24 protein-coding genes and 1 riboswitch are annotated in these 25,354 nt (G+C 65.0%); of the genes, 8 read left to right on the forward strand and 16 right to left on the reverse strand.

What is annotated here, in order from left to right:
- Positions 1-19: 19 nt before the first annotated feature.
- The 10 genes from NCS58_RS13915 to NCS58_RS13960 form a co-directional block, all read right to left on the reverse strand.
- The gene (locus tag NCS58_RS13915; RefSeq protein WP_061120268.1) at positions 20-1,024 is read right to left on the reverse strand and encodes a peptide ABC transporter ATP-binding protein; all 1,005 of its coding nucleotides are present in this window, start codon (positions 1,022-1,024) and stop codon (positions 20-22) included.
- The gene (locus NCS58_RS13920) at positions 1,021-2,013 is read right to left on the reverse strand and encodes an ABC transporter ATP-binding protein (protein WP_061120267.1); all 993 of its coding nucleotides are present in this window, start codon (positions 2,011-2,013) and stop codon (positions 1,021-1,023) included. The genes NCS58_RS13915 and NCS58_RS13920 overlap by 4 nt, the downstream gene beginning before the upstream one ends.
- A 1-nt stretch (position 2,014) precedes the next feature.
- Entirely contained in the window at positions 2,015-2,932 is a 918-nt protein-coding gene (locus tag NCS58_RS13925) for an ABC transporter permease subunit (RefSeq protein ID WP_061120266.1), read from the reverse strand.
- Between the two features lie 13 nt (positions 2,933-2,945).
- Positions 2,946-3,956, reverse strand: a complete 1,011-nt coding sequence (locus NCS58_RS13930) for an ABC transporter permease subunit (protein ID WP_061120265.1) — start codon at positions 3,954-3,956, stop codon at positions 2,946-2,948.
- Between the two features lie 126 nt (positions 3,957-4,082).
- Positions 4,083-5,714, reverse strand: coding sequence for an ABC transporter substrate-binding protein (locus NCS58_RS13935; protein ID WP_250538593.1), 1,632 nt, complete (start codon positions 5,712-5,714; stop codon positions 4,083-4,085).
- A 321-nt stretch (positions 5,715-6,035) separates the two neighbouring features.
- On the reverse strand, positions 6,036-6,875 hold the full coding sequence (gene metF / locus NCS58_RS13940; protein ID WP_250538594.1) for a methylenetetrahydrofolate reductase [NAD(P)H]: 840 nt from the start codon (positions 6,873-6,875) through the stop codon (positions 6,036-6,038).
- Positions 6,876-6,912: 37 nt separating this feature from the next.
- A complete protein-coding gene (locus tag NCS58_RS13945; protein ID WP_061120262.1) occupies positions 6,913-7,266 on the reverse strand; it encodes a phage holin family protein in 354 nt (117 codons plus the stop codon).
- A gap of 83 nt (positions 7,267-7,349) precedes the next feature.
- Positions 7,350-8,768 (reverse strand): adenosylhomocysteinase, encoded by a 1,419-nt coding sequence (gene ahcY, locus NCS58_RS13950; protein WP_061120261.1) that lies wholly within the window; start codon positions 8,766-8,768, stop codon positions 7,350-7,352.
- 32 nt (positions 8,769-8,800) lie between these two features.
- Positions 8,801-8,939, reverse strand: a riboswitch (S-adenosyl-L-homocysteine riboswitch).
- A gap of 80 nt (positions 8,940-9,019) precedes the next feature.
- Positions 9,020-9,742, reverse strand: coding sequence for an LrgB family protein (locus NCS58_RS13955; protein ID WP_250477193.1), 723 nt, complete (start codon positions 9,740-9,742; stop codon positions 9,020-9,022).
- Positions 9,743-9,752: 10 nt separating this feature from the next.
- Positions 9,753-10,196, reverse strand: a complete 444-nt coding sequence (locus NCS58_RS13960) for a CidA/LrgA family protein (RefSeq protein WP_061120260.1) — start codon at positions 10,194-10,196, stop codon at positions 9,753-9,755.
- A 130-nt stretch (positions 10,197-10,326) separates the two neighbouring features.
- Between NCS58_RS13960 and NCS58_RS13965 the strand changes: the two genes are divergently transcribed.
- On the forward strand, positions 10,327-11,310 hold the full coding sequence (locus NCS58_RS13965; RefSeq protein WP_061120259.1) for a LysR family transcriptional regulator: 984 nt from the start codon (positions 10,327-10,329) through the stop codon (positions 11,308-11,310).
- Between the two features lie 45 nt (positions 11,311-11,355).
- Here NCS58_RS13965 and NCS58_RS13970 read toward each other — a convergent pair whose 3' ends face one another.
- Entirely contained in the window at positions 11,356-13,035 is a 1,680-nt protein-coding gene (locus tag NCS58_RS13970) for an OmpA family protein (protein ID WP_250538595.1), read from the reverse strand.
- 310 nt (positions 13,036-13,345) lie between these two features.
- On the opposite strand from NCS58_RS13970, the gene NCS58_RS13975 reads away from it, so the two are divergent.
- Complete coding sequence (locus NCS58_RS13975) at positions 13,346-15,043, forward strand: isovaleryl-CoA dehydrogenase (RefSeq protein ID WP_250538596.1); 1,698 nt, start codon at positions 13,346-13,348, stop codon at positions 15,041-15,043.
- Positions 15,044-15,053: 10 nt separating this feature from the next.
- On the opposite strand, the gene NCS58_RS13980 is transcribed toward NCS58_RS13975, so the two are convergent.
- From NCS58_RS13980 to fliE, 5 genes are all read right to left on the reverse strand, one after another.
- Positions 15,054-15,368: an EscU/YscU/HrcU family type III secretion system export apparatus switch protein gene (locus tag NCS58_RS13980; protein WP_061120256.1), complete on the reverse strand. Its 315-nt coding sequence runs from the start codon at positions 15,366-15,368 to the stop codon at positions 15,054-15,056.
- Complete coding sequence (locus tag NCS58_RS13985) at positions 15,365-16,681, reverse strand: flagellar hook-length control protein FliK (RefSeq protein WP_250538597.1); 1,317 nt, start codon at positions 16,679-16,681, stop codon at positions 15,365-15,367. The genes NCS58_RS13980 and NCS58_RS13985 overlap by 4 nt, the downstream gene beginning before the upstream one ends.
- A gap of 42 nt (positions 16,682-16,723) precedes the next feature.
- Positions 16,724-17,053 carry a flagellar protein FliT gene (locus NCS58_RS13990; RefSeq protein ID WP_061120326.1) on the reverse strand — a complete coding sequence of 110 codons (330 nt, stop codon included), beginning with the start codon at positions 17,051-17,053 and terminating at the stop codon, positions 16,724-16,726.
- A gap of 28 nt (positions 17,054-17,081) precedes the next feature.
- On the reverse strand, positions 17,082-17,501 hold the full coding sequence (gene fliS / locus NCS58_RS13995) for a flagellar export chaperone FliS (RefSeq protein WP_061120254.1): 420 nt from the start codon (positions 17,499-17,501) through the stop codon (positions 17,082-17,084).
- 221 nt (positions 17,502-17,722) lie between these two features.
- Positions 17,723-18,088 carry a flagellar hook-basal body complex protein FliE gene (fliE, locus tag NCS58_RS14000; RefSeq protein WP_250477198.1) on the reverse strand — a complete coding sequence of 122 codons (366 nt, stop codon included), beginning with the start codon at positions 18,086-18,088 and terminating at the stop codon, positions 17,723-17,725.
- 303 nt (positions 18,089-18,391) lie between these two features.
- On the opposite strand from fliE, the gene fliF reads away from it, so the two are divergent.
- From fliF to NCS58_RS14030, 6 genes are all read left to right on the forward strand, one after another.
- On the forward strand, positions 18,392-20,173 hold the full coding sequence (gene fliF, locus NCS58_RS14005; RefSeq protein ID WP_250538598.1) for a flagellar basal-body MS-ring/collar protein FliF: 1,782 nt from the start codon (positions 18,392-18,394) through the stop codon (positions 20,171-20,173).
- Complete coding sequence (gene fliG / locus NCS58_RS14010; protein ID WP_061120251.1) at positions 20,163-21,158, forward strand: flagellar motor switch protein FliG; 996 nt, start codon at positions 20,163-20,165, stop codon at positions 21,156-21,158. Before fliF ends, fliG begins: the two co-directional genes overlap by 11 nt.
- The gene (gene fliH, locus NCS58_RS14015) at positions 21,151-21,825 is read left to right on the forward strand and encodes a flagellar assembly protein FliH (RefSeq protein WP_061120250.1); all 675 of its coding nucleotides are present in this window, start codon (positions 21,151-21,153) and stop codon (positions 21,823-21,825) included. The genes fliG and fliH overlap by 8 nt, the downstream gene beginning before the upstream one ends.
- Positions 21,780-23,345, forward strand: coding sequence for a flagellar protein export ATPase FliI (gene fliI, locus NCS58_RS14020; RefSeq protein ID WP_284502265.1), 1,566 nt, complete (start codon positions 21,780-21,782; stop codon positions 23,343-23,345). The genes fliH and fliI overlap by 46 nt, the downstream gene beginning before the upstream one ends.
- A 64-nt stretch (positions 23,346-23,409) precedes the next feature.
- Positions 23,410-23,859 carry a flagellar export protein FliJ gene (gene fliJ / locus NCS58_RS14025; protein ID WP_250538600.1) on the forward strand — a complete coding sequence of 150 codons (450 nt, stop codon included), beginning with the start codon at positions 23,410-23,412 and terminating at the stop codon, positions 23,857-23,859.
- 34 nt (positions 23,860-23,893) lie between these two features.
- Positions 23,894-25,249: a flagellar hook-length control protein FliK gene (locus NCS58_RS14030; protein WP_250538601.1), complete on the forward strand. Its 1,356-nt coding sequence runs from the start codon at positions 23,894-23,896 to the stop codon at positions 25,247-25,249.
- Positions 25,250-25,354: the final 105 nt, after the last annotated feature.

Genomic DNA, 25,354 nt, shown 5'->3' on the forward strand with positions numbered 1-25,354 from the left:
CTGACCTGCCCGGTGAGATTCAGGCTTCGCCCTCGCCGACCTCCTCGGCGCGATGGCATGACACCTGACGCCCGTCGACCTCGCGCAGCTTCGGCTCTTCCACACGGCATCGCTCGATCGCATACGGGCAACGCTGATGAAACGTGCAGCCCGATGGCGGATTGAGCGGCGACGGCATCTCGCCCTGCAGCTTGATCTTGATGCGCCGGTCTTCCTCGAAGATCGCGGGCGTCGCGGACATCAGCGCGCGCGTGTACGGATGGCGCGGATTCGCGAAGATCGTCTTCTTGTCGCCCACTTCGGCAACACCGCCGAAGTACATGACCATCACATCGTCGGCGATATGCTCCACCACCGACAAGTTATGCGAGATGAACACGTAGCTCGTGCCGAACTGCGCCTGCAGATCCATGAACAGGTTCAGGATCTGCGCCTGAATCGAAACATCGAGTGCGGACACGGGTTCATCCGCGACGACGATCTGCGGATCGAGAATCATCGCCCGCGCGATCGCGACGCGTTGACGCTGCCCGCCCGAAAACATGTGCGGATAACGCGTCGCATGCTCGGGCCGCAGGCCGACGGTGCGCATCATTTTCGCGATGCGTTCGGCGCGCTCCGTCGCCGAAAGCGACGTGTTGATGGCAAGCGGCTCGCCGAGCGTCTGCTCGACGGTCTTGCGCGGATTCAACGACGCGAACGGATTCTGAAACACCATCTGCACGCGCTGGCGCAACTCGGCGATCTTCGCCTTGCTCGCGCCCGCGACATCATCGCCGTCGATCAGCAAGCGGCCCGACGTCGGTGTTTCGATCATCGTCAACTGGCGCGCGAGCGTGGACTTGCCGCAGCCCGATTCGCCGACGACCGCGAGCGTGCGGCCGCGCTTCAGCTCGAACGACACGCCGTTGAGCGCCTTGACCGTGCCGTGCTTGAACGCACTGCGCTTCACGTCGTAGTACTTCGTGAGCTGGTCCGCGGCGAGCACGATGTCCTGATTGATTTCCTTCGGTACGGCGTTCATCGCGCGCCTCCTTCCACCACGACATCGATGTTCAACGGCTTGATGCAACGCGCGCGCACGGCCGGATCGTGCTTGTCGAGCTGAAAGAGACCCGGCCGGGCTTTCCAGCAATCGTCCACGACGTACTTGCAGCGCGGCGCGAAGAGACATCCGCTCGGCCGGTCGTCCTTGCCCGGCACCATGCCCGGCAGCGCGGCAAGACGCTCCGCGCCGCGGCTATGTTCGGGAATCGCGGCGAGCAGCGCTTCCGTGTACGGATGATGCGGCTCGCTGAAGATCGTCGGCACATGATTCGTTTCGATGATCTCGCCCGCGTACATCACCGCGACGCGCTGCGCCACTTCGGACACGACCGCCAGATCGTGCGAGATCAGCACGAGCGCCATGCCGCGTTCCTTCTGCAGCTTGACGAGCAGCTCCATGATCTGCGCCTGGATCGTCACGTCGAGCGCGGTGGTCGGCTCGTCGGCGATCAGCAGCTTCGGATTGCACGCGACCGCCATCGCGATCATCACGCGCTGGTTCATGCCGCCCGACATTTGATGCGGAAACGCGTTGATGCGGCTCTTCGCATCCGGAATGCCGACCTGATCGAGCAGCTCGAGTGCGCGCCGGTCGAGCGCATCGCCGCGCAAGCCTTCGTGCAGCTTCAGCACTTCCTTGATCTGATAGCCGACGGTGTAGCTCGGGTTCAGGCTCGTGAGCGCGTCCTGGAACACCATTGCAATGTCCTTGCCGATGATGCTTCGACGCGCGCGCGCCGATGCCTTCAGCAAGTCCTTGCCGTCGAACGTGACCTGATCGGCGGTGACCTTGCCGGGCGCGTCGATGAGGCCCATCAGCGCCATCATCGTGACGCTCTTGCCGGAGCCGGATTCGCCCACGACGCCGACCACTTCGCCCGGCTTCACGCTCAGGTCGATGCGATCGACCGCCTGGGTGCCGCCGAACGTCACCTGCAAATTGCGGATAGTCAGAAGATCGTTCATGTCAGCCCATCCGTTTGAGTTTCGGATCGAGCGCGTCACGCAGACCGTCGCCGAGCAGGTTGATGACGAGCACCGAGACCAGAATCGACAGGCCCGGCATGGTCACGATCCACCATGCGCTCTCGATGTAATCCCGCGCCGATGCCAGCATCGCGCCCCACTCCGCCGCCGGCGGTTGCACGCCGAGGCCGAGGAAGCCGAGCGCGGCGGCATCGAGAATCGCGGACGAAAAACCGAGCGTCGCCTGCACGATGAGCGGCGCGGCGCAGTTCGGCAGCACTTGCGAGAACATCAGCCGCACGGTGCCCGCGCCCGCGACGCGCGATGCCGTCACGTATTCCTTCTGCAATTCACCGAGCGCCGACGCGCGCGTCAGACGCACATAACCCGGCAGCGCGACGATTGCAATTGCGAGCATCGTGTTGACGAGCCCCGGCCCGATGATCGCGACGACGGCGACCGCGAGCAGCAGCGACGGCAACGCGAGCAGCACGTCCATCACGCGCATGATCGGCGTATCGAGCCAGTTGAAGAACGCGGCCATGAGGCCGAGCACGACGCCCGGAATCAGCGCGAGAATCACCGACACGAAGCCGATCCAGAACGACAGCCGCGCGCCGTACATCAAACGCGAGAGGATGTCGCGGCCCGCTTCGTCGGTGCCGAGCAGAAACATGCGGTTGCCGCCTTCGAGCCACGCGGGCGGAATTTTCACGTAGTCGCGGTATTGCTCGATCGGGCTATGCGGCGCGATCAGCGGCGCGAACAGCGCAACCAGAACCAGTACAACCACGATCAGGCCCGCGACCACCGCGCCGCGATTGCGCGAGAAGTTCGCCCAGAATTCGCGCGCGGCGACCATGCGGCCGGAGGGCGGCGTAAGCGCTCCGGGCGGGAGATTGTTTTGAATGTCAGCCATATCTTGTGTGACCTCAGCGAGTATGGCGAATGCGCGGATTCAACACGCCGTAGAGCAGATCGACGACCAGATTCACGACGATCACGAGTGTCGCGATCATCAGAATGCCGCCTTGCACGACCGGATAGTCGCGACGCGAAATGGCATCGATGAGCCACTTGCCGACGCCCGGCCACGAGAACAGCGTCTCGGTCAGCACCGCGCCCGCGAGCAATGTGCCGACCTGCAGGCCGATCACGGTCACCACCGGAATGAGCGCATTGCGCAAGGCATGCACGACGACCACGCGCAGCGGCGACAAACCCTTCGCGCGCGCGGTGCGGATGTAGTCCTCGCGCAGCACTTCGAGCATCGAGGAACGCGTCATGCGCGCGATGACCGCGAGCGGAATCGTGCCGAGCACGATGGTCGGCAAAATCAGATGCGAGAGCGCCGACGTGAACGCGCCTTCGTCGGTGGAGAAGAGCGCATCGATCAGCATGAAGCCCGTGACGTGCGGAATGTCGTATTCCACCGCGATGCGGCCCGACACCGGCGTCCATCCGAGCTTCGCCGAGAAGAACATGATGAGGATCAAGCCCCACCAGAAAATCGGCATCGAGTAGCCGGTGAGCGCCGTGCCCATCACGCCGTGATCGACGACGGTGCCGCGCTTGAGCGCAGCCGCAACACCTGCCGGCAGTCCGACGACGAGCGCGAAGATCATCGCGCAGATGGAGAGCTCGACCGTCGCGGGAAAGCGCGCGAGAAACTCGCCCATCACGCTCGTATTCGTGATGATGGACATGCCGAGATCGCCTTTCAGCGCATGTCCGACGTAAGTGAGATATTGCAGCGGAAGCGGCTGATCGAGGCCGAGGCGCTTCATGGCTTCGGCATGCATCGCCGGGTCCACGCCGCGCTCGCCCATCATCACTTCGATGGGGTCGCCCGGAATCAGGTGGATGAGCGCGAACGCGAGAATCGTAATGCCGATGAACGTCGGTATCACCATTCCTATGCGTCGCAAAACGAATCGGAACATGATCGCCCTTTTCGGTATTGGAGGGACTAGAAACGTGTCCGGCGGCTTGGATCGTTCTTCGACCCGCGCCGCCGGACCTATTCGATTAGTTATGGTTTAGTGCAAAAAGCGTTCCGCAGCAAAACCTTATTGCATGCCGACGCCGTCGAAACGCACGTAGCCAAGCGGCTCGATCTTCATGTTCGTCACCTTCTTGCTGACAGGCTGATACACGGTCGAGTGCGCGATCGGGGAGAACGGCAGTTGTTGCGCGAAGATCTGCTGCGCATCGGTGTAGGCCTTCGTGCGCGCGGCGACATCGGTCGTCGAACGGCCCTTCACGACGAGATCGTCGAACGGCTTGTAGCACCACTTCGAAAAGTTGCTGCCCTTCACCGCATCGCAGCCGAGCAGCGTGCCGAGCCAGTTGTCGGGATCGCCGTTATCGCCCGTCCAGCCGATCAGGAGCGCATCATGTTCGCCCGCGTGCGCGCGCTTCAGATACTCACCCCACTCGTACGACACGATGTTCGCCTTCACGCCGATCTTCGCCCAGTCGGCCTGGATCATTTCCGCCATCAGGCGCGCGTTCGGGTTGTATGCGCGTTGCACGGGCATCGCCCACAACGTGATCTCGAAGCCGTTCGGGAAGCCCGCCTTCGCAAGCAGTTCCTTCGCCTTCGCGGTGTCGTATGCCTGACCCTTGAGGTTCTTGTCATAGGACCATTGCGTCGGCGGCATCGGCGCCGTGGCCGGCTGGCCCGCACCCTGATACACGGAATCGATGATCGCCTTCCTGTTGATCGCCATGTCGAGTGCGCGGCGCACGTCGGTGTTGCCGAGGTCCTTCTTCGTCACGTTGTACGCGACATAGCCTTCGTTGAAGCCGGCCTGCGACGGCGTATCGACATTCGACGCCGACTTCAGCGCCGCGATGTCGCCCGGACGCGGATAGCTCATCACCTGGCATTCGTTGTTCTTCAGCTTCTGCACGCGCACGGCGGCATCCGGCGTGATCGAGAAGATCAGCTTCGAGATCTGCACCGCATTCGGCTTCCAGTAATCAGGATTGCCGTCGAAGCGGATGGTCGCGTCCTTCGTGTAGCTGCGGAAGATGAACGGTCCGGTGCCGACCGGCTGCTGGTTGATGTCGGCGGCCTTGCCGTCCTTCAGCAACTTGTCCGTGTACTCGGCGGAGAGGATCGACGCGTATTCCATCGCCATGTTCTGGATGAACGGCGCGCTCACTTCCTTTAGCGTGAACTTCACGGTGTACGGGTCGACCTTCTCGATCTTCGAGATCAGCTTGTCCATGCCGAGGTCCGTGAAGTACGGAAACTGCACGTTGTACGCCTTGCGGAACGGATTGTTCGGATCGAGCATGCGGTTGAACGTGAAGATCACGTCATCCGCGTTGAATTCGCGCGTCGGCTTGAAGTACGACGTCGTCTGGAACTTCACGCCGTGGCGCAGATGGAACGTGTAGGTCAGTCCGTCGGACGACACGTCCCACTTTTCGGCGAGACCCGGCTCGACCTTCGTGCCGCCGCGCTCGAATTCGACGAGGCGGTTGTACACGGTGAACGTGTTCGCGGTGAAGTCGGTGCCGGTCGTGTACTGGGCCGGATCGAAGCCGGCCGGGCTGCCTTCCGAGCAGTACACGAGCGTCTTGTTCGGGATGGCGGCATTCGCGGCCGATGCTGCGAAGAGCGTCGCCGTGGCCACGGCGCCCGCGAGCGCCGAACGGCGGACGGCTCGCAACAGGCTGTTTTTGTTCATGTTTCCTCCAAGTCAGTACCGGCTTCTGGCCGGTGTAGCGCGAGTGTACTTGATCGCACCACCCGTTTTTTCGACGCGTGTGCGCAAAGTCGGGCGCTACCCTAGCACGAACAAAAGTGACATGCGCGCTTGGTTTTCCCCACTAGAGTTTGTCGTCGATCGCGCTTCGATAAGGGTAGGTTATCGGCCATGCGTCGAGGTGATAGAAGGACGACGAAATATTGCGCGCGATGGCAATGATCGGCGGGAAAAGTCGAATAAGAGGGAGGAAAAGAAAAGAACCGCGCGGGGAGCGCCGCGCGGGCGAAACATTGATGCAGGTCAGGCGCTCTTGAAGCCGAGACGCTCGCAGACCGTTTTCGAGGCCCACGCGCCGTTGAGCGTGTAGAAATGCAGGCCCGGCGCGCCGCCATCGAGGAGACGGCGGCACAGGCCCGACACCACGTCGACGCCGAATGCGCGAATCGACTCGCGATCGTCGCCGAAGCTTTCGAGCCGGCGCGCGATCCACTTCGGCACTTCCGCGCCGCACATGTCGGAGAAGCGCATCAGTTGCGTGAAGTTCGTGATCGGCATGATGCCCGGCACGATCGGCACGTCGACGCCGAGCTTGCGCGCTTCCTCGACGAACCTGAAGTACGCGTCGGCATTGAAGAAGTACTGCGTGATCGCGGAATTCGCGCCCGCCTTCACCTTGCGCGCGAAGTTTTCCAGGTCGGCGCGCGGCGACTTCGACTGCGGATGAAACTCCGGATACGCAGCCACTTCGATGTTGAACCAGTCGCCGTGCTCCTGGCGAATGAACGCCACGAGTTCGGACGCATAGCGCAACTCGCCGACTTCGCCCATGCCCGAGGGCAGATCGCCACGCAACGCGACGATATGGCGAATGCCGTGCTCACGGTACTGCGTGAGAATCGCGCGCAGATTCTCCCTGGACGATCCGACGCACGAAAGATGCGGCGCGGCCTCGAAGCCTTCCGCGGCCATTTCGAGCACGGTGTCGAGCGTGCCTTGCTGCGTGGAGCCGCCCGCGCCGAAAGTCACGGAGACGAACTTGGGCGAGAGCGTCTTCAGCTCGGCGCGGGAAGCGCGCAGCTTGTCCACGCCTTCCTGCGCCTTCGGCGGAAAAAACTCGAATGAGAGTTCGATCGGTTTCATGATGTTTTAGACGGACGGCAGCGTCCGCGCTCCAGCGTCACCCGAAATTGCGATTCCCGAACACCAGCGCCGACAACAGCCACGACACGATGCTGTACAGAATCGAGCCGAAGAATGCGGACCAGAAGCCCGATACTTCGAAGCCCTTCAACAGCGACGAGCACAGCCAGAAGCACAGCGCATTCACGACGAGTATGAAGAGCCCGAGCGTGACGATCGTCACCGGCAGCGTGAGGATGATGAGCGCGGGTCTGATGATCGCGTTGATGAGCCCCAGCACCACCGCGACGATGAGCGCCGTGCCGAAACTGCGAATGTGTATCGACGGCACCAGGTATGTGATGATCAGGAGCGCGAGCGCGTTGATCAGCCATGTCAGGAGCACGGTCATCGAGGAATCTCCGGTTGATGCGTGTTGGTCGCGCAGGCGGATTCGAACCTTCCGCCCGCGCAACGATTCGCCGCCGCTCGCGATTAGTAGCGGTAGTGGTTGGGCTTGAACGGACCGTTCTTGTCGACGCCGATGTAACCGGCCTGCTCATCCGACAGCACGGTCAGTTCCGCGCCGATGCGGCCGAGGTGCAGGCGCGCCACCTTCTCGTCGAGATGCTTCGGCAGCACATAGACCTTGTTCTCGTACTTCTTGCCTTGCGTGAACAATTCGATCTGCGCGAGCGTCTGGTTCGTGAACGAGTTGGACATTACAAACGACGGATGGCCCGTCGCGCAGCCCAGGTTCACGAGACGGCCTTCAGCCAGAATGATGATTTTCTTGCCATCCGGGAAGACGATGTGATCGACCTGCGGCTTGATGTTGTCCCACGTGTACTGGCGCGTGGAAGCGATATCGATTTCCGAATCGAAGTGGCCGATATTGCAGACGATCGCGTTGTTGCGCATCGCCTTCATGTGGTCGTGATTGATGACGTGGTAGTTGCCTGTCGCCGTCACGAAGATGTCCGCGCGGCTCGCGGCGTATTCCATCGTCACGACGCGGTAGCCTTCCATCGCGGCTTGCAGCGCGCAGATCGGATCGATTTCCGTGACCCACACCGTCGCGCCCAGACCGCGCAGCGATTGCGCGCAGCCCTTGCCCACGTCGCCGTAGCCGGCCACGACCGCGATCTTGCCCGCGATCATCACGTCGGTCGCGCGCTTGATGCCGTCGACGAGCGACTCTCGGCAGCCGTAGAGATTGTCGAACTTCGACTTCGTGACCGAATCGTTCACGTTGATGGCCGGAAACGGCAGACGCCCTTCCTTCTCCATCTGATACAGGCGATGCACGCCCGTGGTGGTTTCTTCCGTCACGCCCTGAATGTGCGACAGGCGCGTGGAGTACCACGTCGGATCGTTGTCCAGATGCTTGCCGATGGCCTTGTACAGCGCGACTTCTTCCTCGTTCGTCGGCTTGGCGATGACCGAGCGGTCCTTCTCCGCCTTCGCGCCGAGAATGAGCAGCAGCGTTGCGTCGCCGCCGTCATCGAGAATCATGTTGGCGAACTGACCGTTCGGCCATTCGAAGATGCGATGGGTGAATTCCCAGTACTCGTCGAGCGATTCGCCCTTGAACGCGAACACCGGCGTGCCGCCAGCGGCGATCGCCGCGGCTGCGTGATCCTGCGTCGAAAAGATGTTGCACGAGGCCCAGCGCACGTCCGCGCCCAGCGCCGTGAGCGTTTCGATCAGCACGCCCGTCTGAATCGTCATGTGCAGCGAACCGGCGATGCGCGCGCCCTTCAGCGGCTGCTGCGCCTTGTATTCTTCGCGCGTCTGGATGAGGCCCGGCATCTCCGTTTCGGCGATGTCGAGTTCCTTGCGGCCCCATGCGGCCAGCGACATGTCGGCGACGACGTAATCCTTGGAATTTGAATCGAGAACTGCGGCGTTCATCACGCCCTCCTTTTCTAAAAAGACTAGAAATGTTGACGTGAGCGCCGTTCGAATGCGGTGGCTCAGCGGGCGCCCTGATTGCATGGCGCTTTTTGAACCGTCCGGATTGAATGCTTCCGAGCCTGGCGGGCGAATGTTCAACAATTGCCCGTCGCAACGCTCCTCGGAAGCGAGCGTCGATTGTAGCAAAGTCTCGTGGAAACGAGCCTATTCTGAGGCGCGCGCGAGGGCATTCGCGGCGCCGTTCGCGATCAGAACGGCAAGGACGACAGCAGCGGGGCGAGCAGCACCATCGCGACGCCGGCGATCATCATCGTGAGGCTCGCAACGACGCCCTCTTCACTGCCAAGTTCGCGCGCCTTCGCCGTGCCGACGCCGTGTGCCGCCGCGCCGAACAACGCGCCGCGCGCGAGCCGCGTGCGCAACGGCACGAGCGCGAGCACGATTTCGCCGAACAGCATGCCGCAGACGCCCGTCGCGATCACGAACAGCGCGGTCAAGTCCTTCGGCGCGTGGATCTTGTCGGAGACGGCGAGCGCGAAGGGCGTGGAGACGGAGCGCGTCGCGAGGCTGCGCTGAAGTTCCGGCGACAGATGCAGCAGTTTCGCGAGCATCAGCGATCCACCGACCGCGACCAGGATCCCGACCGTCACGCCGACAGTAAGCGAAATCCAGTGACGCTTGATGAGCGCGCGGTATTCGTAGATCGGCACTGCGAACGCGACGGTCGCCGGACCGAGCAGCCACATGAGCCAGCGCGTGTCGGCGTAATAGACGGAGTACGGAATGCGCGCCATCACGACGACGAGCGCGAGCACGGCCGGCACGGCCAGCAGCGGCGTGAGCCAGGGCCGCCGGAAGCGCGCGTAGAGATGCTTGGCCGCGAAGTACAGCGCGACGGTCAGCACGAAGCAGCCCGCCGCGACGAGCCGCGCGGCGTCGTCGGCGATGAGGGCGGCAAAAAAGTGGTTCATGTCGGCTCGCTCAAGCCCGCGCGGCATGCCGCGCCACGAGCGCGCGGCGCAGCGCGAGGCGGCGTTCGAGACCCGCCGCACGGTCGACCGCGAACGCGACGGCCACCATCACCATCAACGTTCCCCCGACGACGACGAGCGCGAGCCGCCAGCCGTCCTCCATAAAGAGGCCGCCGTACTGAACCGCCGCGACCGCCGCCGGGATGAAGAACAGCAGCATATCCGAGAGCAGCCAGTCCGCGCCCGCCTTCACCCAGCGCGGGGCGATGCCGCCGCAGAACAGAAGCGCGAGCAGCGCGACCAGGCCGACAACGCCGCCCGGCACCGGCAGCGCCAGCTTGCGCGCGACGAAATCCGCCGCGACCCAGATCGCCGCGAGCGCGGCGGACTGCACCGCGACACGCAGAAAGCGGCCGAAAGCGGATTGCGGATGGGTCATGGGGACAGCGGACATGGCGGACTCTTCGCGTTGAAATTCAATGAACTAGGGTTAACCTGTAGACCGAGTATATGGGCGCACCTTGCATAATAAAAATGAATTAACCTTATCTCTAACATTCCGAACTGGAATTCCGGAGCCGAAGATGGAATTGCGCGCCTTGCGATACTTCATCGAAGTTGTGAAGCAAAAGAGCTTCACGGCCGCCGCTGAACACATGTTCGTGACTCAGCCGACCATCAGCAAAATGGTGAAGGCGCTTGAGGATGAGGTCGGTTCGCCGCTGCTTCTGCGTGAAGGCCGGCAGATGGTGCTGACGGACGCCGGGCAGATCGTGTATCAGCGCGGTGTCGAGGTGCTGGCGGCGCACGCGAGACTGGAGGCCGAATTGAACGATCTCGGCACATTCGGGCGCGGCACGCTGACAATTGGCATTCCGCCGATGGGCGGCTCGCTTTTCACGCCCGCGATCGCGGCATTCCGGCGTCGCTATCCGAAGGTCGAGTTGAAGTTGTTCGAGCGCGGCTCGAAGGCGATCGAGGCGGCGTTGATCGACGGCGAACTGGAACTGGGCGGCGTATTGCAGCCGGTCGACACCGCGATGTTCGACGTCCTGCCCGTCAGCCGGCAGATTCTGTGGCTCGTCGCGGCCAAGGGTTCGCGCTGGGACGACGCCAGCGAAGTCGCCCTCACCGATCTCGCCGCCGAGCCGTTCGTGTTCTACGGCGAAAGCCTGGCGCTCAACGACGTCGTGCTCAACGCGTGCCGCGAGGCGGGTTTCGCGCCGACAATCGTCGGCCGCAGCGGGCACTGGGATTTCATGGCGGCGCTCGTGCAGGCGGGCATCGGTATCGCGCTGCTGCCCGCGCCGTATTGCCGCCGGCTCGACGCCAACGCGTTCACCTGTCGTCCGGTCGTGGCGCCCGAGATTCACTGGGACATGGCGCTCGGCTGGCGGCGCAACGGTTATCTGTCGCATGCAGCGCGCGCGTGGATCGAAGTCGCGCGTGAAATGCTGCCCGCGAATCTCGATCAGGATTTCATGGCCGATGGATTCCCCCGCGCGCAACGCAACGAAGCGGGAACTCGACCCGCCGAAGCGAAAAACGAAACGCGCCGGCCGCGATGAGCGGACCGGCGCGTTTTTTTTAGCGGCCTCGGGGCGTTTCTGAAATCAGTTCAGTTCCTTGAACTCGATCCGGCGATTTGCCGCGCGGCCCTCGCGCGTCGCGTTGTCCGCGATCGGATGGGCGTCGCCGAAACCTTCCGCCGTCAGTGTGTCTGCCGGCGCGCCGTGCCGGACCAGATAACTGCGCACGGCCTGCGCGCGCTTCGCCGACAGGTGGATGTTTGCCGCCGAATCGCCCGAACTGTCCGTATAGCCGCCGATCTGCAGCTTGACCGGCTTGCCGGCTGCATTGCACGCCTTCAGCGCCTTCGCGGATTCGGCGAGTTCGTCCAACGCGGCGCGCGACAGCGAGTTCGATGCGAAGCCGAAGTGGATCGGATGCAGATTCAGATTCTTCGCGGTGTCTGTGGCGGCGCAACTCGCGGCGGCGTGCGCGTCGGAGGCGGCCAGGGCCTTCGTTGCGGCCGTCGTGTCGGTTGCGCTGATGGTCCAGCCGTCGCCGAAGAACGACTTCAGCTTGCTCAGCCAGCCGAGCTTCGGATCGCCCGCGCGGCCGCTCAGATCGATCTTGTCGCCCGCGATGCGCACTTGCGCGCCCGGCAGCGTCATGACCGGCAGCAGGGCATCGAGCTTGGCGATCCACGCGGCCGGTTTCGTGTCCGGATCGACCGAAATGTTCGCGTGGAATTTGTTAGCGCCGAGCTTCGCCGTGAGCGCGTCGATCAGTTGGCGCTTCTCCTCTTCGTTGTGGACCGTGGCGCTCAAAGTAGGCATGCCGGATGCATCGACGACGAGGGACATCGTCGCGTCCTTGCCCGGCAGCGCGGCGGGCGCCGACGATTGATCGGCGGTTGCGGCTGCCGCCATTGCCGTGTCGGAAGCGCCATTTGCTTCCGAACCCGAGTCAGAAAGCGCGTCCGGCTTCGCTGCGGGCGCGGCGTCCTGTTCCTGCTTTTCCGTGGAGCAGCCGCGGCCGAGCAGAACCGCGAGCAGGGCAAGCGCGGCAGCGAGCGCGATCCACCACCAATTCTTCTTGCGGGCGTTTTCCTTCACGGGTTGCTCGAACGCGGCAGGCGCTTCCGGCGGCTGCGAAAACACCGCCGCCTCTTGCGTCGCCGGATGCTCGAGGTGGGCGGCAACCGCCTTCAGCCGCGACGCGACACCGGCGAGGAACGCGCCGACCGAGCCGAGACCGAGTGCATGGGCGAACGAGTCGGTCATGTTCGCGCGCACGACGGGCAACTGATGGCCGAGGAGCGTCGGAAGCTGGTCAGGGCTGCCGTTGTGCTGCGTGAGATGGCGCTTGAGCACGCCGAAGAGCGTCGCGCCGACCACGCCGATCAGCGTGCGCGTGGCGCTCGCCGCCACGCCGGTATGTTCGGCGACACGCTCGGCGAGCACGTTGATGCTGTCGGGCGAGGCGATCGCCGCGTCGGCCTGCGCGCCGGTATCGACGAGCGTCTTGAAGCCATCGTCCTGCACGGCGAAATGCGGCAGCTCGTCCGCGATCAGCGCGTTCGTGGCCGGCGACATGATCGACGCGAACAGATTGCGCGCGCCCTCGAGCGACGACGCCTTGTTCATCATCGCGCCGATGAGCGCGGGGCCGCACAACGACACGACGCGCCTCGCGGATTCCGGCGCGCAGCCGATGCGCCCGGCGATGTGCTGCAACACGCTTTCTGACAAAGCGCCCTGGACAAGTTGATTGAGGTTGATGCTCATTGAGAATGCTTCCGTGAAAGGCGTTATTGCATCCGCCCGAATAGGCGAGCCGATTATAGGTTCGGGCTCCTGCGCGTCATTGGGGCAGGACTAACAATCGGATTTGTCTCACTGATTTGCGCTTTAGGACTGCGCATCAGAAAGGCGTGCGCGATTCTGAAAAGAACGATGCGTCTACCCGTCCGATCCATGCGCGGCCTATGATTCTTGAATTCGAGATGGCGTTCGCGACAGTGAAACGGCTGTTGCGGACGCCCGACAGTGACGAGTCACCGCGCCGCCGGTGCGTGCGCGAAGAAGGAGACCGACGATGTCCGATTCCGCCGACCGCCCGTTCGGGCAGACACACGACGTGACGAATCAGGCGCCGCCGCTCGTCGGCTACGACGCGTTCGCCTTCGATCCGGCGCTCGCCGCCGCCGTCGAACGGGAAGGCGCGCAATGGCATGCAGAAGCGCTTTCGCGCGACGGCATGGCGCTGACGCAGCCGGACGTGGTTGCGCTGGCGGATCTCGCCAACCGGCACGAGCCGGAACTCGCGACGCATGATCCGCGCGGCGAGCGCATCGACGCCGTGGAGTTTCATCCGGCCTGGCACGAATTGGTGCGGCGTCTGCGGCACGAAGGACTGCACGCGCTGCCGTTCGAGCCGTCCGCGCGCGCCGGATCGATGGCCGCGCGCTGCGCCGGCTACTATCTGCACGGCCAGCTCGAATCGGGCTCGCTATGCCCGATCACGATGACGTTCGCGAGCATTCCGGTCCTGCGCAACGAGCCCGATCTCTTCGCGCGCATCGCGGGGCCGCTACTGTCGCGTGAGCATGATCCGCGCGACATTCCGCTCGAAGCCGGCAAGCATTCGATGATGATCGGCATGGGCATGACCGAAAAGCAAGGCGGCTCGGACGTGCGCAGCAACCGCACGCGCGCGCGCGCGCTCGGCGCGCCGGGGCGCGGCGGGGCTTATCGGCTGGTCGGTCACAAATGGTTCTTCTCGGCGCCGCAGTGCGACGCGCATCTCGTGCTCGCGCGCACCGCCGACGAAGGCGCCCTGTCCTGCTTCTACGTGCCGCGCTTCGCACCGGACGGCCGCAAGAATGCGGTCCAGGTCCAGCGCCTGAAGGACAAGCTCGGCAACCGCTCGAACGCGAGCAGCGAAGTCGAGTTCTTCGATGCCTACGGCGTGATGATCGGCGACGAAGGGCGCGGGGTGCCGACCATCATCGAGATGGCGAACTTCACGCGGCTCGATTGCGTGATCGGCAGCGCGGCGCTGATGCGCGCGGCGCTCGTGCAGGCGATCCATCATGCGCGGCATCGCAGTGCGTTCGGCGCGCATCTCGTCGATCAGCCGTTGATGCGCAACGTCCTCGCCGATCTCGCGCTCGAATCCGAGGCGGCCACGGTCCTCTTCATGCGGCTCGCCGGCGCATTCGAGCAAAGCGCCGCGCCCGACGGGGCGCTCGCCGAGCGCGCCTGGCGGCGCATCGTGACGCCCGCCGCGAAGTTCTGGGTGTGCAAGCGCGCCCTCGAATTCACCGGTGAAGCGATGGAAGTCTGGGGCGGCAACGGCTATGTCGAAACCGGGCCGATGGCGCGTTTCTATCGTGAGGCGCCGGTCAATTCGATCTGGGAGGGTTCGGGGAATGTGATGTGTCTCGACGTGCTGCGCGCGTTCGAGCGCGAGCAGGACGCCGCGCACGCGCTACTGGACGACTGGAACACGAGCGCGGGCGCAAATCCGGCGCTGGCGGGCGCGCTGTCGTCGCTGGCCGGCATGCTGACGAGCGATCCGGCAGGGCGGGAGGCGTCGGCGCGGCGCATCGCGCAGCAACTGGCCTTATGCGCGCAGGGCGTGCTGCTCGCGCGGCATGCGCCGCAGGAAGTCGCGGATGCGTTCATCCAAACGCGGCTCGGCGATGCGCGCGGCGAAACCGGCCGCGTGTACGGCACGCTGCCCGCGCGCTTCGATCATGCGGCGATCGTCACGCGGGCGTTCGGGGCATGACGGGAAGGTGTCAACGCACGGCCCTTCCGATCTCGCGCATCGGCTCCTCGTTCTCCAGCCGATACACCCACGACAGCAATTCCGCGACCGCCTGATACAGCGCGGGCGGAATGTGCGCGTCGAGATCGACCTGCATCAGCAGCGACACCATTTCCGGCGACTCGTGCACGTACAGGCCCGCTTCCTTCGCGCGCTGCACGATCATTTCCGCGACCATGCCATAGCCCTTCGCGATGACGCGCGGCGTCGCTTCGCGGTTGCCCGCGTCGTAGGCGAGCGCGGTCGCCTGCCTGCGCGTGTACGGCGGATGATCCTGCCCGCTCATGTTTCGCTCCCCTCACCCGCCTGCGGACGAAACAGATGCTCGAGCGGCGAGCGCACCGGTTTTTTCGCGGCGGCATCGTCGCCGGAAAGCGCGAGATCGGTCGTGCCGTCCATCGAGCGCACGGAAAGCGACGCCAGCGCGATGCCCGCCGCTTCGAGCTGGCGCGCGAACGCGGCGCCGTCGGCGGCGAGACGGCGTGCGCCCGTATCGCCCGCCTTGATGCGCGCGACGAGCTTCTCGCCCGCCAGCACGAGCTCGGCGTCGACGGTGCCGAGCGCGGGCAGCGACAGCGTGATCCGCGTGCGCCACGCGCGCTTGTCGCTGGCGTCGGCGGCATCGTCGGCGGTGCGCGGATCGCGCGGCTCGCGGGCCACCTCCCATTCGAAGCGCGTGCCGGGCCACGCCTCGCCCTGCCAGCGGAACTGCTGGTTCGCGAGCACGTCGAGTTGCTGACGCACGACATTGAGCGTCGCCGGATGGATGCCCGCCGCGACCGACGCCTGAAGCGCCGATTCCTGCTGGCTCGGCTGCGCCGTCTGGGCGTTCGCGCCGCCGGCGGCGTTGCCGTTTTGCGAATTCGAAAGCGCCGACGGCGGCGCATCGCGCACCGACGCCGCGAGCGCGGCGGCTTGCTGCGGCGTCTGCGGCGTCGGGACCGGACGCCCGGGGAAGTCGGGCGTATCGGGCGTGAATTGCGGCGCGCGGGCGTCGTCGAGCCATGCGTCGCTGGCTGGATCGAGCGGCAAGGACATTGACCGCGCATCGGCGCGCGCCTGCGGCTCGTTGGCGAGCGACGCTGCGCTGCGCTGGCCCGCGAGCCATTGCACCAGATGCGATTCGTAGAAGAGCCCGCTTTCGTCGACGGTTTTCGCCAGCGCGGCCGCGAGCGCGGCGGCGGGCAGCGGCGGCAGGTTCTGCGTCGCGGCGCGCGCGGCGGCGACGGCGGCGGCGTTGGAAGAGAACGCGGTATCGAAGAGGCCGGTCGTGAGCGCGGCGAAGGCGCTCGCCGGGCGCGGCGGCGTCGGCCAGAGCGGGGCGTCGCCGGTCAGCGCGGGCGTCGCGCCGCCGAATCGCGAGATCGCGTCGAGCGTGCGCGCGACGCTGGAGAACGCGGTTTGCGCCGATGCCGCCGGCGCCGCCGCGCCGGCAGGCGTGCCGGCGGTCTGGAACATGTCCGTTTGCGTCGTCGTCTGCCCGACGCTCGCACCGGTGACGCCGCTGCCGCTCACGCCGTTCGGCGCGCGAATCGCGGACAGAAGGAGCTCGGTGCGGCTGGCGAGCAACGATGCGATCGCGGTATCGAGTCCAGTCATGCCCACATCCTCATATGCGCCACGGCCGGGCGCGGACCGCGCCTAGCGCAATCCGATCATTTTTTTCAGTACGCGCGCCGGGCTGTTGACCGTGAAAAGCGCCGACAGACGCGCGAGGCTCGGCGACGTCAGATCGCGGATCGCGGCGTCGTCGGCGAGAATCTTCTTCACGAGGTCCAGCTTGCGCGCGCGGGCGCTTTCGTCGAGTTCCGAGGCCGAATCCACTTGCTTCAGTTGCTCGACCAACTCGCGGTAGGTGCCTTGCAGCGCCTTCAGCTCGCTCCATTCGCCGCCGCGCGCGGCCACCAGCATCTGGCCGGAAACCGCGGCAATCGCCTCGTAGTGGGCGAAATATTCTTGTGTCGTCTTCATTCTTTTCAGGCAGTCGACGCGCATCCCGTCAAACGGGCGCGGCGGTCATTTGCGCCACTTCCGGTCCAATTCCCACCCAGGCTTCCTCGAGCGTCGCGAGCAGATTGTCGACCTCGACGAGCATCGCCTCGTTCTGCTTCAGATTCGCCTCGAGCAGCCGGCGCGTCATATACGTGTACAGCGCGTCCAGCCGCTGCGCGATCTCGCCGCCCGCATCCTTGTTGAGCGCCTGCTGCAAACCGCTCTCGATGATGCTGATGGCCTTGCTGATCGCCGCGCCGCGTGCGCCGACATTGTTCTGATGCAGGTGCATGCGCGCCTGCGCGATCGCCTGCCGCGCACCCTGGTACAGCATCACGATCAGCCGGTGCGGGCTCGCTCCCATCACTCCTGTCTGCACGCCCACGCGTGCGTAGGCGTTGGCTCCAGCGTGTCCTGGGGAATACATCTCTCGATTCTCCTTATGCGATGCCGCGGCATTCCGCATTTCAAGCGGAACGCCGTGCCTCTCGTCCTGATCCGTGTGCGCCCGGCCAAGCCGGTGCAGGCAGGCGAACCATCGTTCGCCGTGCCGTTATCGGGGTTATCGGAGAAACGCGGCAAAGCTTTAGGAAGCGAGGCTCCAGAGCCGTCGCAAGAATGAAGGGCAGGATCGCGAGAGAGCGGCCGTCAGACGGAAATCTGCATGATGTCGTTGTAGGCCGACACGAGCTTGTTTCGCACCTGCAACCCGAACTGCAGGCCGACGTTCGCCTTCTGCATGTCCACCATCACGTCGTTGAGCGACACGTTCGGCGCGCCGATCTCGAAGGCGTGCGCCTCGCCGAGCGCCTTCGTCTGGTTGTCGCTGATCTTGTCGATGGACGATTTCAGCGCTTCGGAGAAACTGCCGACGCTTGCCGCGCCCGATGTCCCGCTTTGGCCCGAGACGGCGCCCGACGCGCTGGTGGGACCGGACGTCCCGCCGGCGGCTTGCGACGCCAGCGACTGAATGGCCGAGAGCGCGGCGGAAAGCGGATTGATCGGAAAGTTCATGTTGACTCCGGATGACAGGGAATAGCCGGCGGAACGCGTCCGAAGGCGGGACGGCCCGCGCCGCGCGTGGCGGTGGCCTCGGGTTCGGCGACGCAATTGCGGAGGTTCGCCGAGTACGAAAAAGATTAGCAGCCGGTGATTTTTCAAAGCGCGGGAAGAACGGGGAAAACCCCGCTCTATTCGCCGAATCGACTTGCAATCTTCTGCGGATAATCCCCATCGTGAAAAGTCCTCCACCGCCGCTTACATGGAAAGCGGGAAGCGGCGGGAGGAGAACCTCAGGATTCGGAGCTTCGACGCTAAATGGATACGCCCAACAACTCACTCATCACGCCCGACGCCAGAATGGGCCTGGCGGGCGCACAACCGGGGGCAGCCGGCACGGCCGCGGCCCCGGGACTCGCGGGCGGTGCCGACTTCGGCGGTTTTGCGCAGCGCGTGCCGATGCTCAACCAGTTCCGCTCGAATCCGCGCGTGCCGCTCATCGTGGCCGTCGCGATTCTGGCGATGGTGGTCGCGGGCCTCGTCATGTGGTCGCGCCAGCCGGACTACCGCGTACTTTTCTCCAATCTCTCCGATCGGGACGGCGGCGCAATCGTTGCCGCGCTCCAGCAAGGCAACATTCCCTATAAGTTGTCCGACGGCGGCGGCGCCATTCTCGTGCCGGCCGAGCAGGTTCACGAAACGCGTCTGCGTCTCGCGAGCCAGGGCTTGCCGAAGAGCGGCTCGGTCGGCTTCGAGTTGATGGACAACCAGAAGTTCGGCATCAGCCAGTTCGCCGAGCAGGTCAACTATCAGCGCGCGCTCGAGGGCGAGCTGGAGCGCACGATCGGCGCGATTTCGTCGGTGAAGTCGGCGCGCGTGCATCTGGCGATCCCGAAGCCGAGCGTGTTCGTGCGCGACAAGGAACTCCCGACCGCGTCCGTGATGGTCAACCTGTATCCGGGCCGCGTGCTCGACGAAGGCCAGGTGGTCGCGATCGCCCACATGGTCGCCTCGGGCGTCGCGGACATGCCGGTCAAGAACGTGAATATCGTCGATCAGGACGGCAACCTGCTGACGAGCCAGAGCGCCGCCAGCGGCCTCGACGCGTCGCAACTCAAATACGTGCAGCAGATCGAGCACAACACGCAAAAGCGCATCGACGCGATCCTCGCGCCGCTCTTCGGCGCCGGCAACGCCCGCTCGCAGGTGAGCGCCGACATCGACTTCTCGAAGCTCGAGCAGACCGCCGAAAGCTACGGCCCGAACGGCAACCCGCAAAGCACCGCGATCCGCAGCCAGCAGTCGAGCGAATCGAGCGAAACGACGGGCAGCGGCGCGTCGGGCGTGCCGGGCGCGCTGTCGAACCAGCCGCCGCAGCCGGCTTCCGCGCCGATCGACGCGGCGGCATCGGGCGCCGTCGGCGCGGCGGCGAAGTCCACGCCGCAGAACCAGCGCCGCGACACGACGACGAACTACGAGGTCGACCGCACCGTGCGCCATTACGAGCAGGCAACGGGCGGCATCAAGCGCCTGTCGGTGGCGGTGGTCGTGAACTACGACAAGAAGGTCGACGCCAAGGGCAACGTGACGATGACCCCGCTCGCCGCCGACAAGCTCGCGCAGGTCCAGCAACTCGTGAAGGACGCGATGGGCTTCGACGAGAAGCGCGGCGACTCGGTGAACGTCGTGAACAGCGCGTTCTCGGCCGATCTGAACGCGGCGCCGGACGTGCCGTGGTGGCGCACCCCGCAGATGATCGCGTGGGGCATCCAGGCGGCGAAGTACGTGGGCATCGGGATCGTCGGGCTGTTCCTGTACTTCAGCATGGTGAAGCCGGCGATGCGCCGCGCCTTCCCGCCGCCGCCCGAGGCCGCGCCCACGCTCGGCGCACCGGATGAGCTCTCGCTGCTCGACGGTCCGTCGCTCGACGGCGCTCAGAAGCTGGAAGACGAAGACAAGGATGCCGAGGTGAGTCTCCTCGGTCATGAAAGCAAGAAGGCCAAATTCGATCGCAATCTCGACTACGCGCGCATGGTGGCGCGTCAGGACCCGAGAATCGTTGCGACCGTCGTGAAGAACTGGGTGTCCGATGAACGCTGAAGGCCTGAATAAAGCCGCCCTCCTCCTGATGTCGATCGGTGAGGAAGAAGCCGCCGAAGTATTCAAGTATCTCGCGCCGCGCGAGGTGCAGAAGATCGGCGCGACCATGGCGGCGCTGAAAAACGTGACGCGCGAGCAGCTCGACAACGTGCTGACCGAATTCGTCTCGGAAGCCGAGCAGCACACCGCGCTGTCGCTCGATTCGAGCGAGTACATCCGCTCTGTGCTGACGAAGGCGCTCGGCGAGACCAAGGCCGGCGCGCTGATCGACCGTATCCTGCAAGGCAGCGATACGAGCGGCATCGAAGGCCTGAAGTGGATGGACTCGGGCGCGGTCGCGGAACTGATCAAGAACGAGCATCCGCAGATCATCGCGACGATCCTCGTGCATCTGGACCGCGATCAGGCGTCGGAAATCGTGTCGCTCCTGTCTGAACGCCTGCGCAATGACGTGCTGCTGCGCATCGCGACACTCGACGGCATTCAGCCCGCCGCGCTGCGCGAACTCGACGACGTGCTGACGACGCTCCTCTCCGGCAGCGACAACCTGAAGCGCGCGCCGATGGGCGGCATCCGCACGGCGGCCGAGATTCTGAACTTCATGTCGAGCAATCACGAGGAAGGCGTCATCGCGAACGTGCGCGAATACGACGCCGAGCTCGCGCAGAAGATCATCGACCAGATGTTCGTGTTCGAGAACCTGCTCGACCTGGAAGACCGCGCGATCCAGCTTCTGCTGAAGGAAGTGGAATCGGAGACGCTGATCGTGTCGCTCAAGGGCGCGCAGCCGGCGTTGCGCCAGAAGTTTTTGTCGAACATGTCGCAGCGCGCGGCCGAACTGCTTGCCGAAGACCTCGATTCGCGCGGTCCGGTGCGCGTGTCGGAAGTCGAGCAGCAGCAACGCAAGATTTTGCAGATCGTCCGCAATCTCGCGGAAAACGGTCAGATCCAGCTAGGCGGCAAGGCGGAGGATGCATATGTCTGATGCTCGCGCGCAGAAGGCTCCGGTCTCGGCGTATCAGCGCTGGGAGATGGCGTCCTTCGATCCCGTCGAGATCAAGGTCGACAACAGCGCGGCGGAACAGGCCGCGCTCGAAGCGCACCTGCGCCGCGTCGAGGAAGACGCACATCAGCAAGGACTCGCGAAGGGGCATGTCGCGGGCCAGGCGCTCGGCTATCAGGCGGGTTACGAGCAAGGTCAGGCGAAGGGTTTCGAGGACGGCCGCAAGGAAGCGCTCGCGCAGGCCGCGCGTCTCGCCGAGATCGCCGATGCGTTCAGGACGGCGCTGCAAGCCGCCGATGCAGCCATCGCGGAGTCGCTCGCCGAACTCGCCATCGACATCGCGCAGCAGGTCGTGCGTCAGCATCTCGCGCTCGATCCGACCGCGCTCGTCGCGGTGGCGCGCGAAGTGATCGCCGCCGAGCCCGAACTGTCGGGCGCGCCTGTGCTCATCGTGAATCCGGCCGACATGCCGATCGTCGATGCCTATCTGAAGGACGAACTCGAGTCCGCGGGATGGACCGTGCGGCCCGATCCGGACGTCGAGCGCGGCGGCTGCAAGGCCCACGCCGCGACCGGCGAGATCGATGCGACGAATGTGTCGCGATGGGAGCGCGTCGTGGCGGCGCTCGGGAGAAGCAAGCCGTGGTGAACCAACGGATTACGCAAGATGGCTTGAGCGCGCTCGAACAGGAAATCGCGCGCGCGTCGTTCGGCCCGCTCGCCGCCGATGAATCCGTCGGCGACGAATCGGCCGAGGCGCTCGCCGCGCGCACCATCGCCGAGCTGGCCCATATCGCCGGCAATCCGCACATCGATGCGTGGCGCGACAAGCTCGACGCGCTCAGGTCGCGCAATGCGATCGCGAAGCCGCTGCGTCCGTGCGGTCGTCTCACGCGCGCGGCCGGTCTCGTGCTGGAAGCGGTCGGCCTGAAGATGGGCGTCGGCTCCGAATGCATGATCGAGCTGCCGCCGGGCAGTGCGATTCCGACCGCCGAAGCCGAAGTCGTCGGCTTCGCGGGCGACAAGCTCTTTCTGATGCCGACGACCGAAGTGGCTGGCCTCTTGCCCGGCGCGCGCGTCTATCCGCTCGAAAGCGCGCCGATCAACGATCCGATGGCGGGCGCGAAGCGCTTGCCCGTCGGCTGGGAAATGCTCGGCCGCGTCGTCGATGCGTCGGGCCGTCCGCTCGACGGCCTCGGCCCGCTCGGCGCGAAAGTCGATGCGCCGTTGTCCGCGCCGGTCATCAACCCGCTCAACCGCGAGCCGATTCACAAGGTTCTCGATGTCGGCGTGCGCGCGATCAACACGCTGCTGACGGTCGGACGCGGCCAGCGCATGGGCCTCTTCGCCGGTTCGGGCGTCGGCAAGTCGGTGCTGCTCGGGACGATGGCGCGCTACACGAGCGCGGAAGTGATCGTGATCGGGCTGATCGGCGAACGCGGCCGCGAAGTGAAGGAATTCATCGAGCAGATTCTCGGTGAGGACGGTCTCGCGCGCTCGGTCGTCGTCGCGGCGCCGGCGGATGTATCGCCCGTGCTGCGCATGCAGGCCGCCGCGTACACGACCTCGCTCGCCGAATATTTCCGCGATCAGGGCAAGCACGTGCTGATGCTGATGGATTCGCTGACGCGCTACGCGATGGCCCAGCGCGAGATCGCGCTCGCGATCGGCGAGCCGCCCGCGACGAAGGGCTATCCGCCGTCGGTGTTCGCGAAGCTGCCGGCGCTCGTCGAGCGGACCGGCAATGGCCCGGAAGGCGGCGGCTCGATCACCGCGTTCTACACCGTGCTGACCGAAGGCGACGATCAGCAGGACCCGATTGCCGATTCGGCGCGCGCGATCCTCGACGGCCATATCGTGCTGAACCGCTCGCTTGCCGAGGCGGGGCACTATCCGGCCATCGACATCGAACAGTCGATCAGCCGCGCGATGACCGTGCTCATCGACGACAAGCATCTCGAGCGCGTGCGTCTGTTCAAGCAGATGCTGTCGCGCTATCAGCGAAACCGCGACCTGATCAACGTGGGCGCGTATTCGAGCGGGCGCGACCCATTGCTCGACCGCGCGATCGCGATGTATCCGCGCATGGAGTCGTTTTTGCAGCAGGGTTTTCGCGAGCAGGCGCCGTTCGAGCCGAGCATCGCGATGTTGAACCAGATGTTCGAATAGTTTTCGACTAGTATCCGAAGCATTCGTCACAAGAAAGCCAAAGACCATACGAGACCGCCACGCCATGTCCAAGAATCTGCCGATCAACACCCTCATCGGACTTGCCGAAGAGGAACTCGACGCCGCCACCAAGAAGCTCGGCAAGCTCCAGCAGGAACGAAACGAGGTCGAGACGCAGTTGAACTCGCTCGTCACCTATCGCGACGAGTACCACGCGCGGTTCACGGCATCGGCGCAGGAAGGCACCACGGCGCAGACGCTGCGCAACTTCCAGGCGTTCGTCGATACGCTCGATGCGGCGATTGCGCAGCAACGCACGGCGCTACTCATGGCCGATCAGCGCATCGAGGCGGCGAAGCCCGACTGGCGTCTCAAGAAACAGAAGCTCGGCAGCTACGAAGTGCTGGCCGCGCGCGGCGAGGCGATGCTCGCGAAAAAAGCCGCGCGCCTCGAGCAGCGCGAATCCGACGAGCACGCCGCGAAGATACTGCGCATGCGCGCCGAGCGTGCCTGAGCCGTTATCCACTTATTGCATTTGAGAGACTCGCATGTCTTCCGTATCCCTTTCCGGCGCGCTGACGGGCGCCACGTCATCGAGCAAGGTCGCGGCGCAGCGCGCGGCGAGCGCGGGCGCGTCGTTCGGCATGACGCTGCAAAGCATCACCGACCGCGCCAATGCCGACGCGCAGGCGGCGCAGGCGCTCGCCGACTCGTCCTCGGACAAGTCGAGCGTGCACGACGCGCCGAAGCCGGATGACAGCGCGTGCGCTGCTGCGTCGAAGAGCGATGACGCGTCCGATACGCAGGCGGCCGCTAAGTCCGATCAGGCGGACGCGTCGAAAGAGGCATCGAAGAATACGGGCAAGACCGACACGGCGGAGGCATCGAAGCCCGCGGCGCAGACGCCCGGTTCTGCGCCGGATGCAGCTACGGCTGCGGCGCAGGCCAAAGCGCGCGCAGACGCCGCCAATGCCGACGACAGCGACACCGACACCGCCGCGCTCGCCGATCTGACGGACGCCGCCACCGCCGCGACGGCCACCGCTTCGACCGACGACACCAAATCGACCGGCGAGACGCACAAGAGCGGCGACGCGAAGTCGCAGGACGCGCTTCAGGCGGCGCTCGCTTCGCTGAACAACGCGCCGCCGAACGCACAGCCCGCGAACGGTTCGTTGACGACGACGGCGCGCGAAGCCGCGAACAGTGAGGATCAAGGCGGTCTTTTCGCCAGGGGCGGAAAGGGCGCGGGTCTGATCGGGGTGGCGAACAACGCGACTGCGGATGCCAAGGCGACGGACGCGACGGCGCTCGCAGTCGCGACGACGCCCGCGGATGCCGCGACTGCCGCGTACAAGCAAGCCGCCGACGCGGCCGCGCACGCGGTGGCGATGCAGACGGCATCGGGGAATTCGGCGGTGTCGAGTCCGCAAGGCGCGATGGCGTCGGCGACGAGCGCGGCTATTGCACCGCACGTGGGCGCGTCCGGCTGGGACGATGCGTTCAGCCAGAAGGTCGTGTTCCTGTCGAAGGCGGATCAGCAGAGCGCTGAACTGACGCTCAATCCCAGGGATCTCGGGCCGTTGCAGGTGACGTTGCAGGTTTCCGAGAATCATGCGCACGCGCTGTTCGTGTCGCAGCATGCGCAGGTGCGCGAGGCGGTCGAGGCTGCCATGCCGAAGCTGCGTGAGGCGATGGAGGCGAACGGCATCAGTCTTGGGAGTGCTTCGGTTTCGGATGGGTCGGCGTTTGCGCGGCAGTCGCAGCAGGAGAGCGGTCGTGAGCGCTCTGGCTCGAAGGGGGATGCGATGCGAGGCATCGGCGGGGGGGATGGTTCTTCTGTCGCTTCCAGCGTGGGTTTGAATGTGCGGCGCACGGTCGGGCTTGTTGATACGTTTGCTTGAATTTTTTTCGCTGGATCCCGTTTTCTTGTTGGTTTATTAGCGTTGCCCCTGTGCGGGGCGGCAGTCACTTTCTTTGCTGCTGCAAAGAAAGTAACCAAAGAAAGC

It is taken from the genome of Caballeronia sp. INML3B, from assembly GCF_023631305.1.
GTDB classification, from domain to species: Bacteria; Pseudomonadota; Gammaproteobacteria; order Burkholderiales; family Burkholderiaceae; genus Caballeronia; species Caballeronia turbans.

What these genes read in the sequence shown, in the direction of transcription:
- NCS58_RS13915 (WP_061120268.1), bottom strand. Translation starts at nt 1,024, where the DNA reads ATGAACGCCGTACCGAAGGAAATCAATCAGGACATCGTGCTCGCCGCG.
- NCS58_RS13920 (WP_061120267.1), bottom strand. Translation starts at nt 2,013, where the DNA reads ATGAACGATCTTCTGACTATCCGCAATTTGCAGGTGACGTTCGGCGGC.
- NCS58_RS13925 (WP_061120266.1), bottom strand. Translation starts at nt 2,932, where the DNA reads ATGGCTGACATTCAAAACAATCTCCCGCCCGGAGCGCTTACGCCGCCC.
- NCS58_RS13930 (WP_061120265.1), bottom strand. Translation starts at nt 3,956, where the DNA reads ATGTTCCGATTCGTTTTGCGACGCATAGGAATGGTGATACCGACGTTC.
- NCS58_RS13935 (WP_250538593.1), bottom strand. Translation starts at nt 5,714, where the DNA reads ATGAACAAAAACAGCCTGTTGCGAGCCGTCCGCCGTTCGGCGCTCGCG.
- metF (WP_250538594.1), bottom strand. Translation starts at nt 6,875, where the DNA reads ATGAAACCGATCGAACTCTCATTCGAGTTTTTTCCGCCGAAGGCGCAG.
- NCS58_RS13945 (WP_061120262.1), bottom strand. Translation starts at nt 7,266, where the DNA reads ATGACCGTGCTCCTGACATGGCTGATCAACGCGCTCGCGCTCCTGATC.
- ahcY (WP_061120261.1), bottom strand. Translation starts at nt 8,768, where the DNA reads ATGAACGCCGCAGTTCTCGATTCAAATTCCAAGGATTACGTCGTCGCC.
- NCS58_RS13955 (WP_250477193.1), bottom strand. Translation starts at nt 9,742, where the DNA reads ATGAACCACTTTTTTGCCGCCCTCATCGCCGACGACGCCGCGCGGCTC.
- NCS58_RS13960 (WP_061120260.1), bottom strand. Translation starts at nt 10,196, where the DNA reads ATGTCCGCTGTCCCCATGACCCATCCGCAATCCGCTTTCGGCCGCTTT.
- NCS58_RS13965 (WP_061120259.1), top strand. Translation starts at nt 10,327, where the DNA reads ATGGAATTGCGCGCCTTGCGATACTTCATCGAAGTTGTGAAGCAAAAG.
- NCS58_RS13970 (WP_250538595.1), bottom strand. Translation starts at nt 13,035, where the DNA reads ATGAGCATCAACCTCAATCAACTTGTCCAGGGCGCTTTGTCAGAAAGC.
- NCS58_RS13975 (WP_250538596.1), top strand. Translation starts at nt 13,346, where the DNA reads ATGTCCGATTCCGCCGACCGCCCGTTCGGGCAGACACACGACGTGACG.
- NCS58_RS13980 (WP_061120256.1), bottom strand. Translation starts at nt 15,368, where the DNA reads ATGAGCGGGCAGGATCATCCGCCGTACACGCGCAGGCAGGCGACCGCG.
- NCS58_RS13985 (WP_250538597.1), bottom strand. Translation starts at nt 16,681, where the DNA reads ATGACTGGACTCGATACCGCGATCGCATCGTTGCTCGCCAGCCGCACC.
- NCS58_RS13990 (WP_061120326.1), bottom strand. Translation starts at nt 17,053, where the DNA reads ATGAAGACGACACAAGAATATTTCGCCCACTACGAGGCGATTGCCGCG.
- fliS (WP_061120254.1), bottom strand. Translation starts at nt 17,501, where the DNA reads ATGTATTCCCCAGGACACGCTGGAGCCAACGCCTACGCACGCGTGGGC.
- fliE (WP_250477198.1), bottom strand. Translation starts at nt 18,088, where the DNA reads ATGAACTTTCCGATCAATCCGCTTTCCGCCGCGCTCTCGGCCATTCAG.
- fliF (WP_250538598.1), top strand. Translation starts at nt 18,392, where the DNA reads ATGGATACGCCCAACAACTCACTCATCACGCCCGACGCCAGAATGGGC.
- fliG (WP_061120251.1), top strand. Translation starts at nt 20,163, where the DNA reads ATGAACGCTGAAGGCCTGAATAAAGCCGCCCTCCTCCTGATGTCGATC.
- fliH (WP_061120250.1), top strand. Translation starts at nt 21,151, where the DNA reads ATGTCTGATGCTCGCGCGCAGAAGGCTCCGGTCTCGGCGTATCAGCGC.
- fliI (WP_284502265.1), top strand. Translation starts at nt 21,780, where the DNA reads ATGGGAGCGCGTCGTGGCGGCGCTCGGGAGAAGCAAGCCGTGGTGAAC.
- fliJ (WP_250538600.1), top strand. Translation starts at nt 23,410, where the DNA reads ATGTCCAAGAATCTGCCGATCAACACCCTCATCGGACTTGCCGAAGAG.
- NCS58_RS14030 (WP_250538601.1), top strand. Translation starts at nt 23,894, where the DNA reads ATGTCTTCCGTATCCCTTTCCGGCGCGCTGACGGGCGCCACGTCATCG.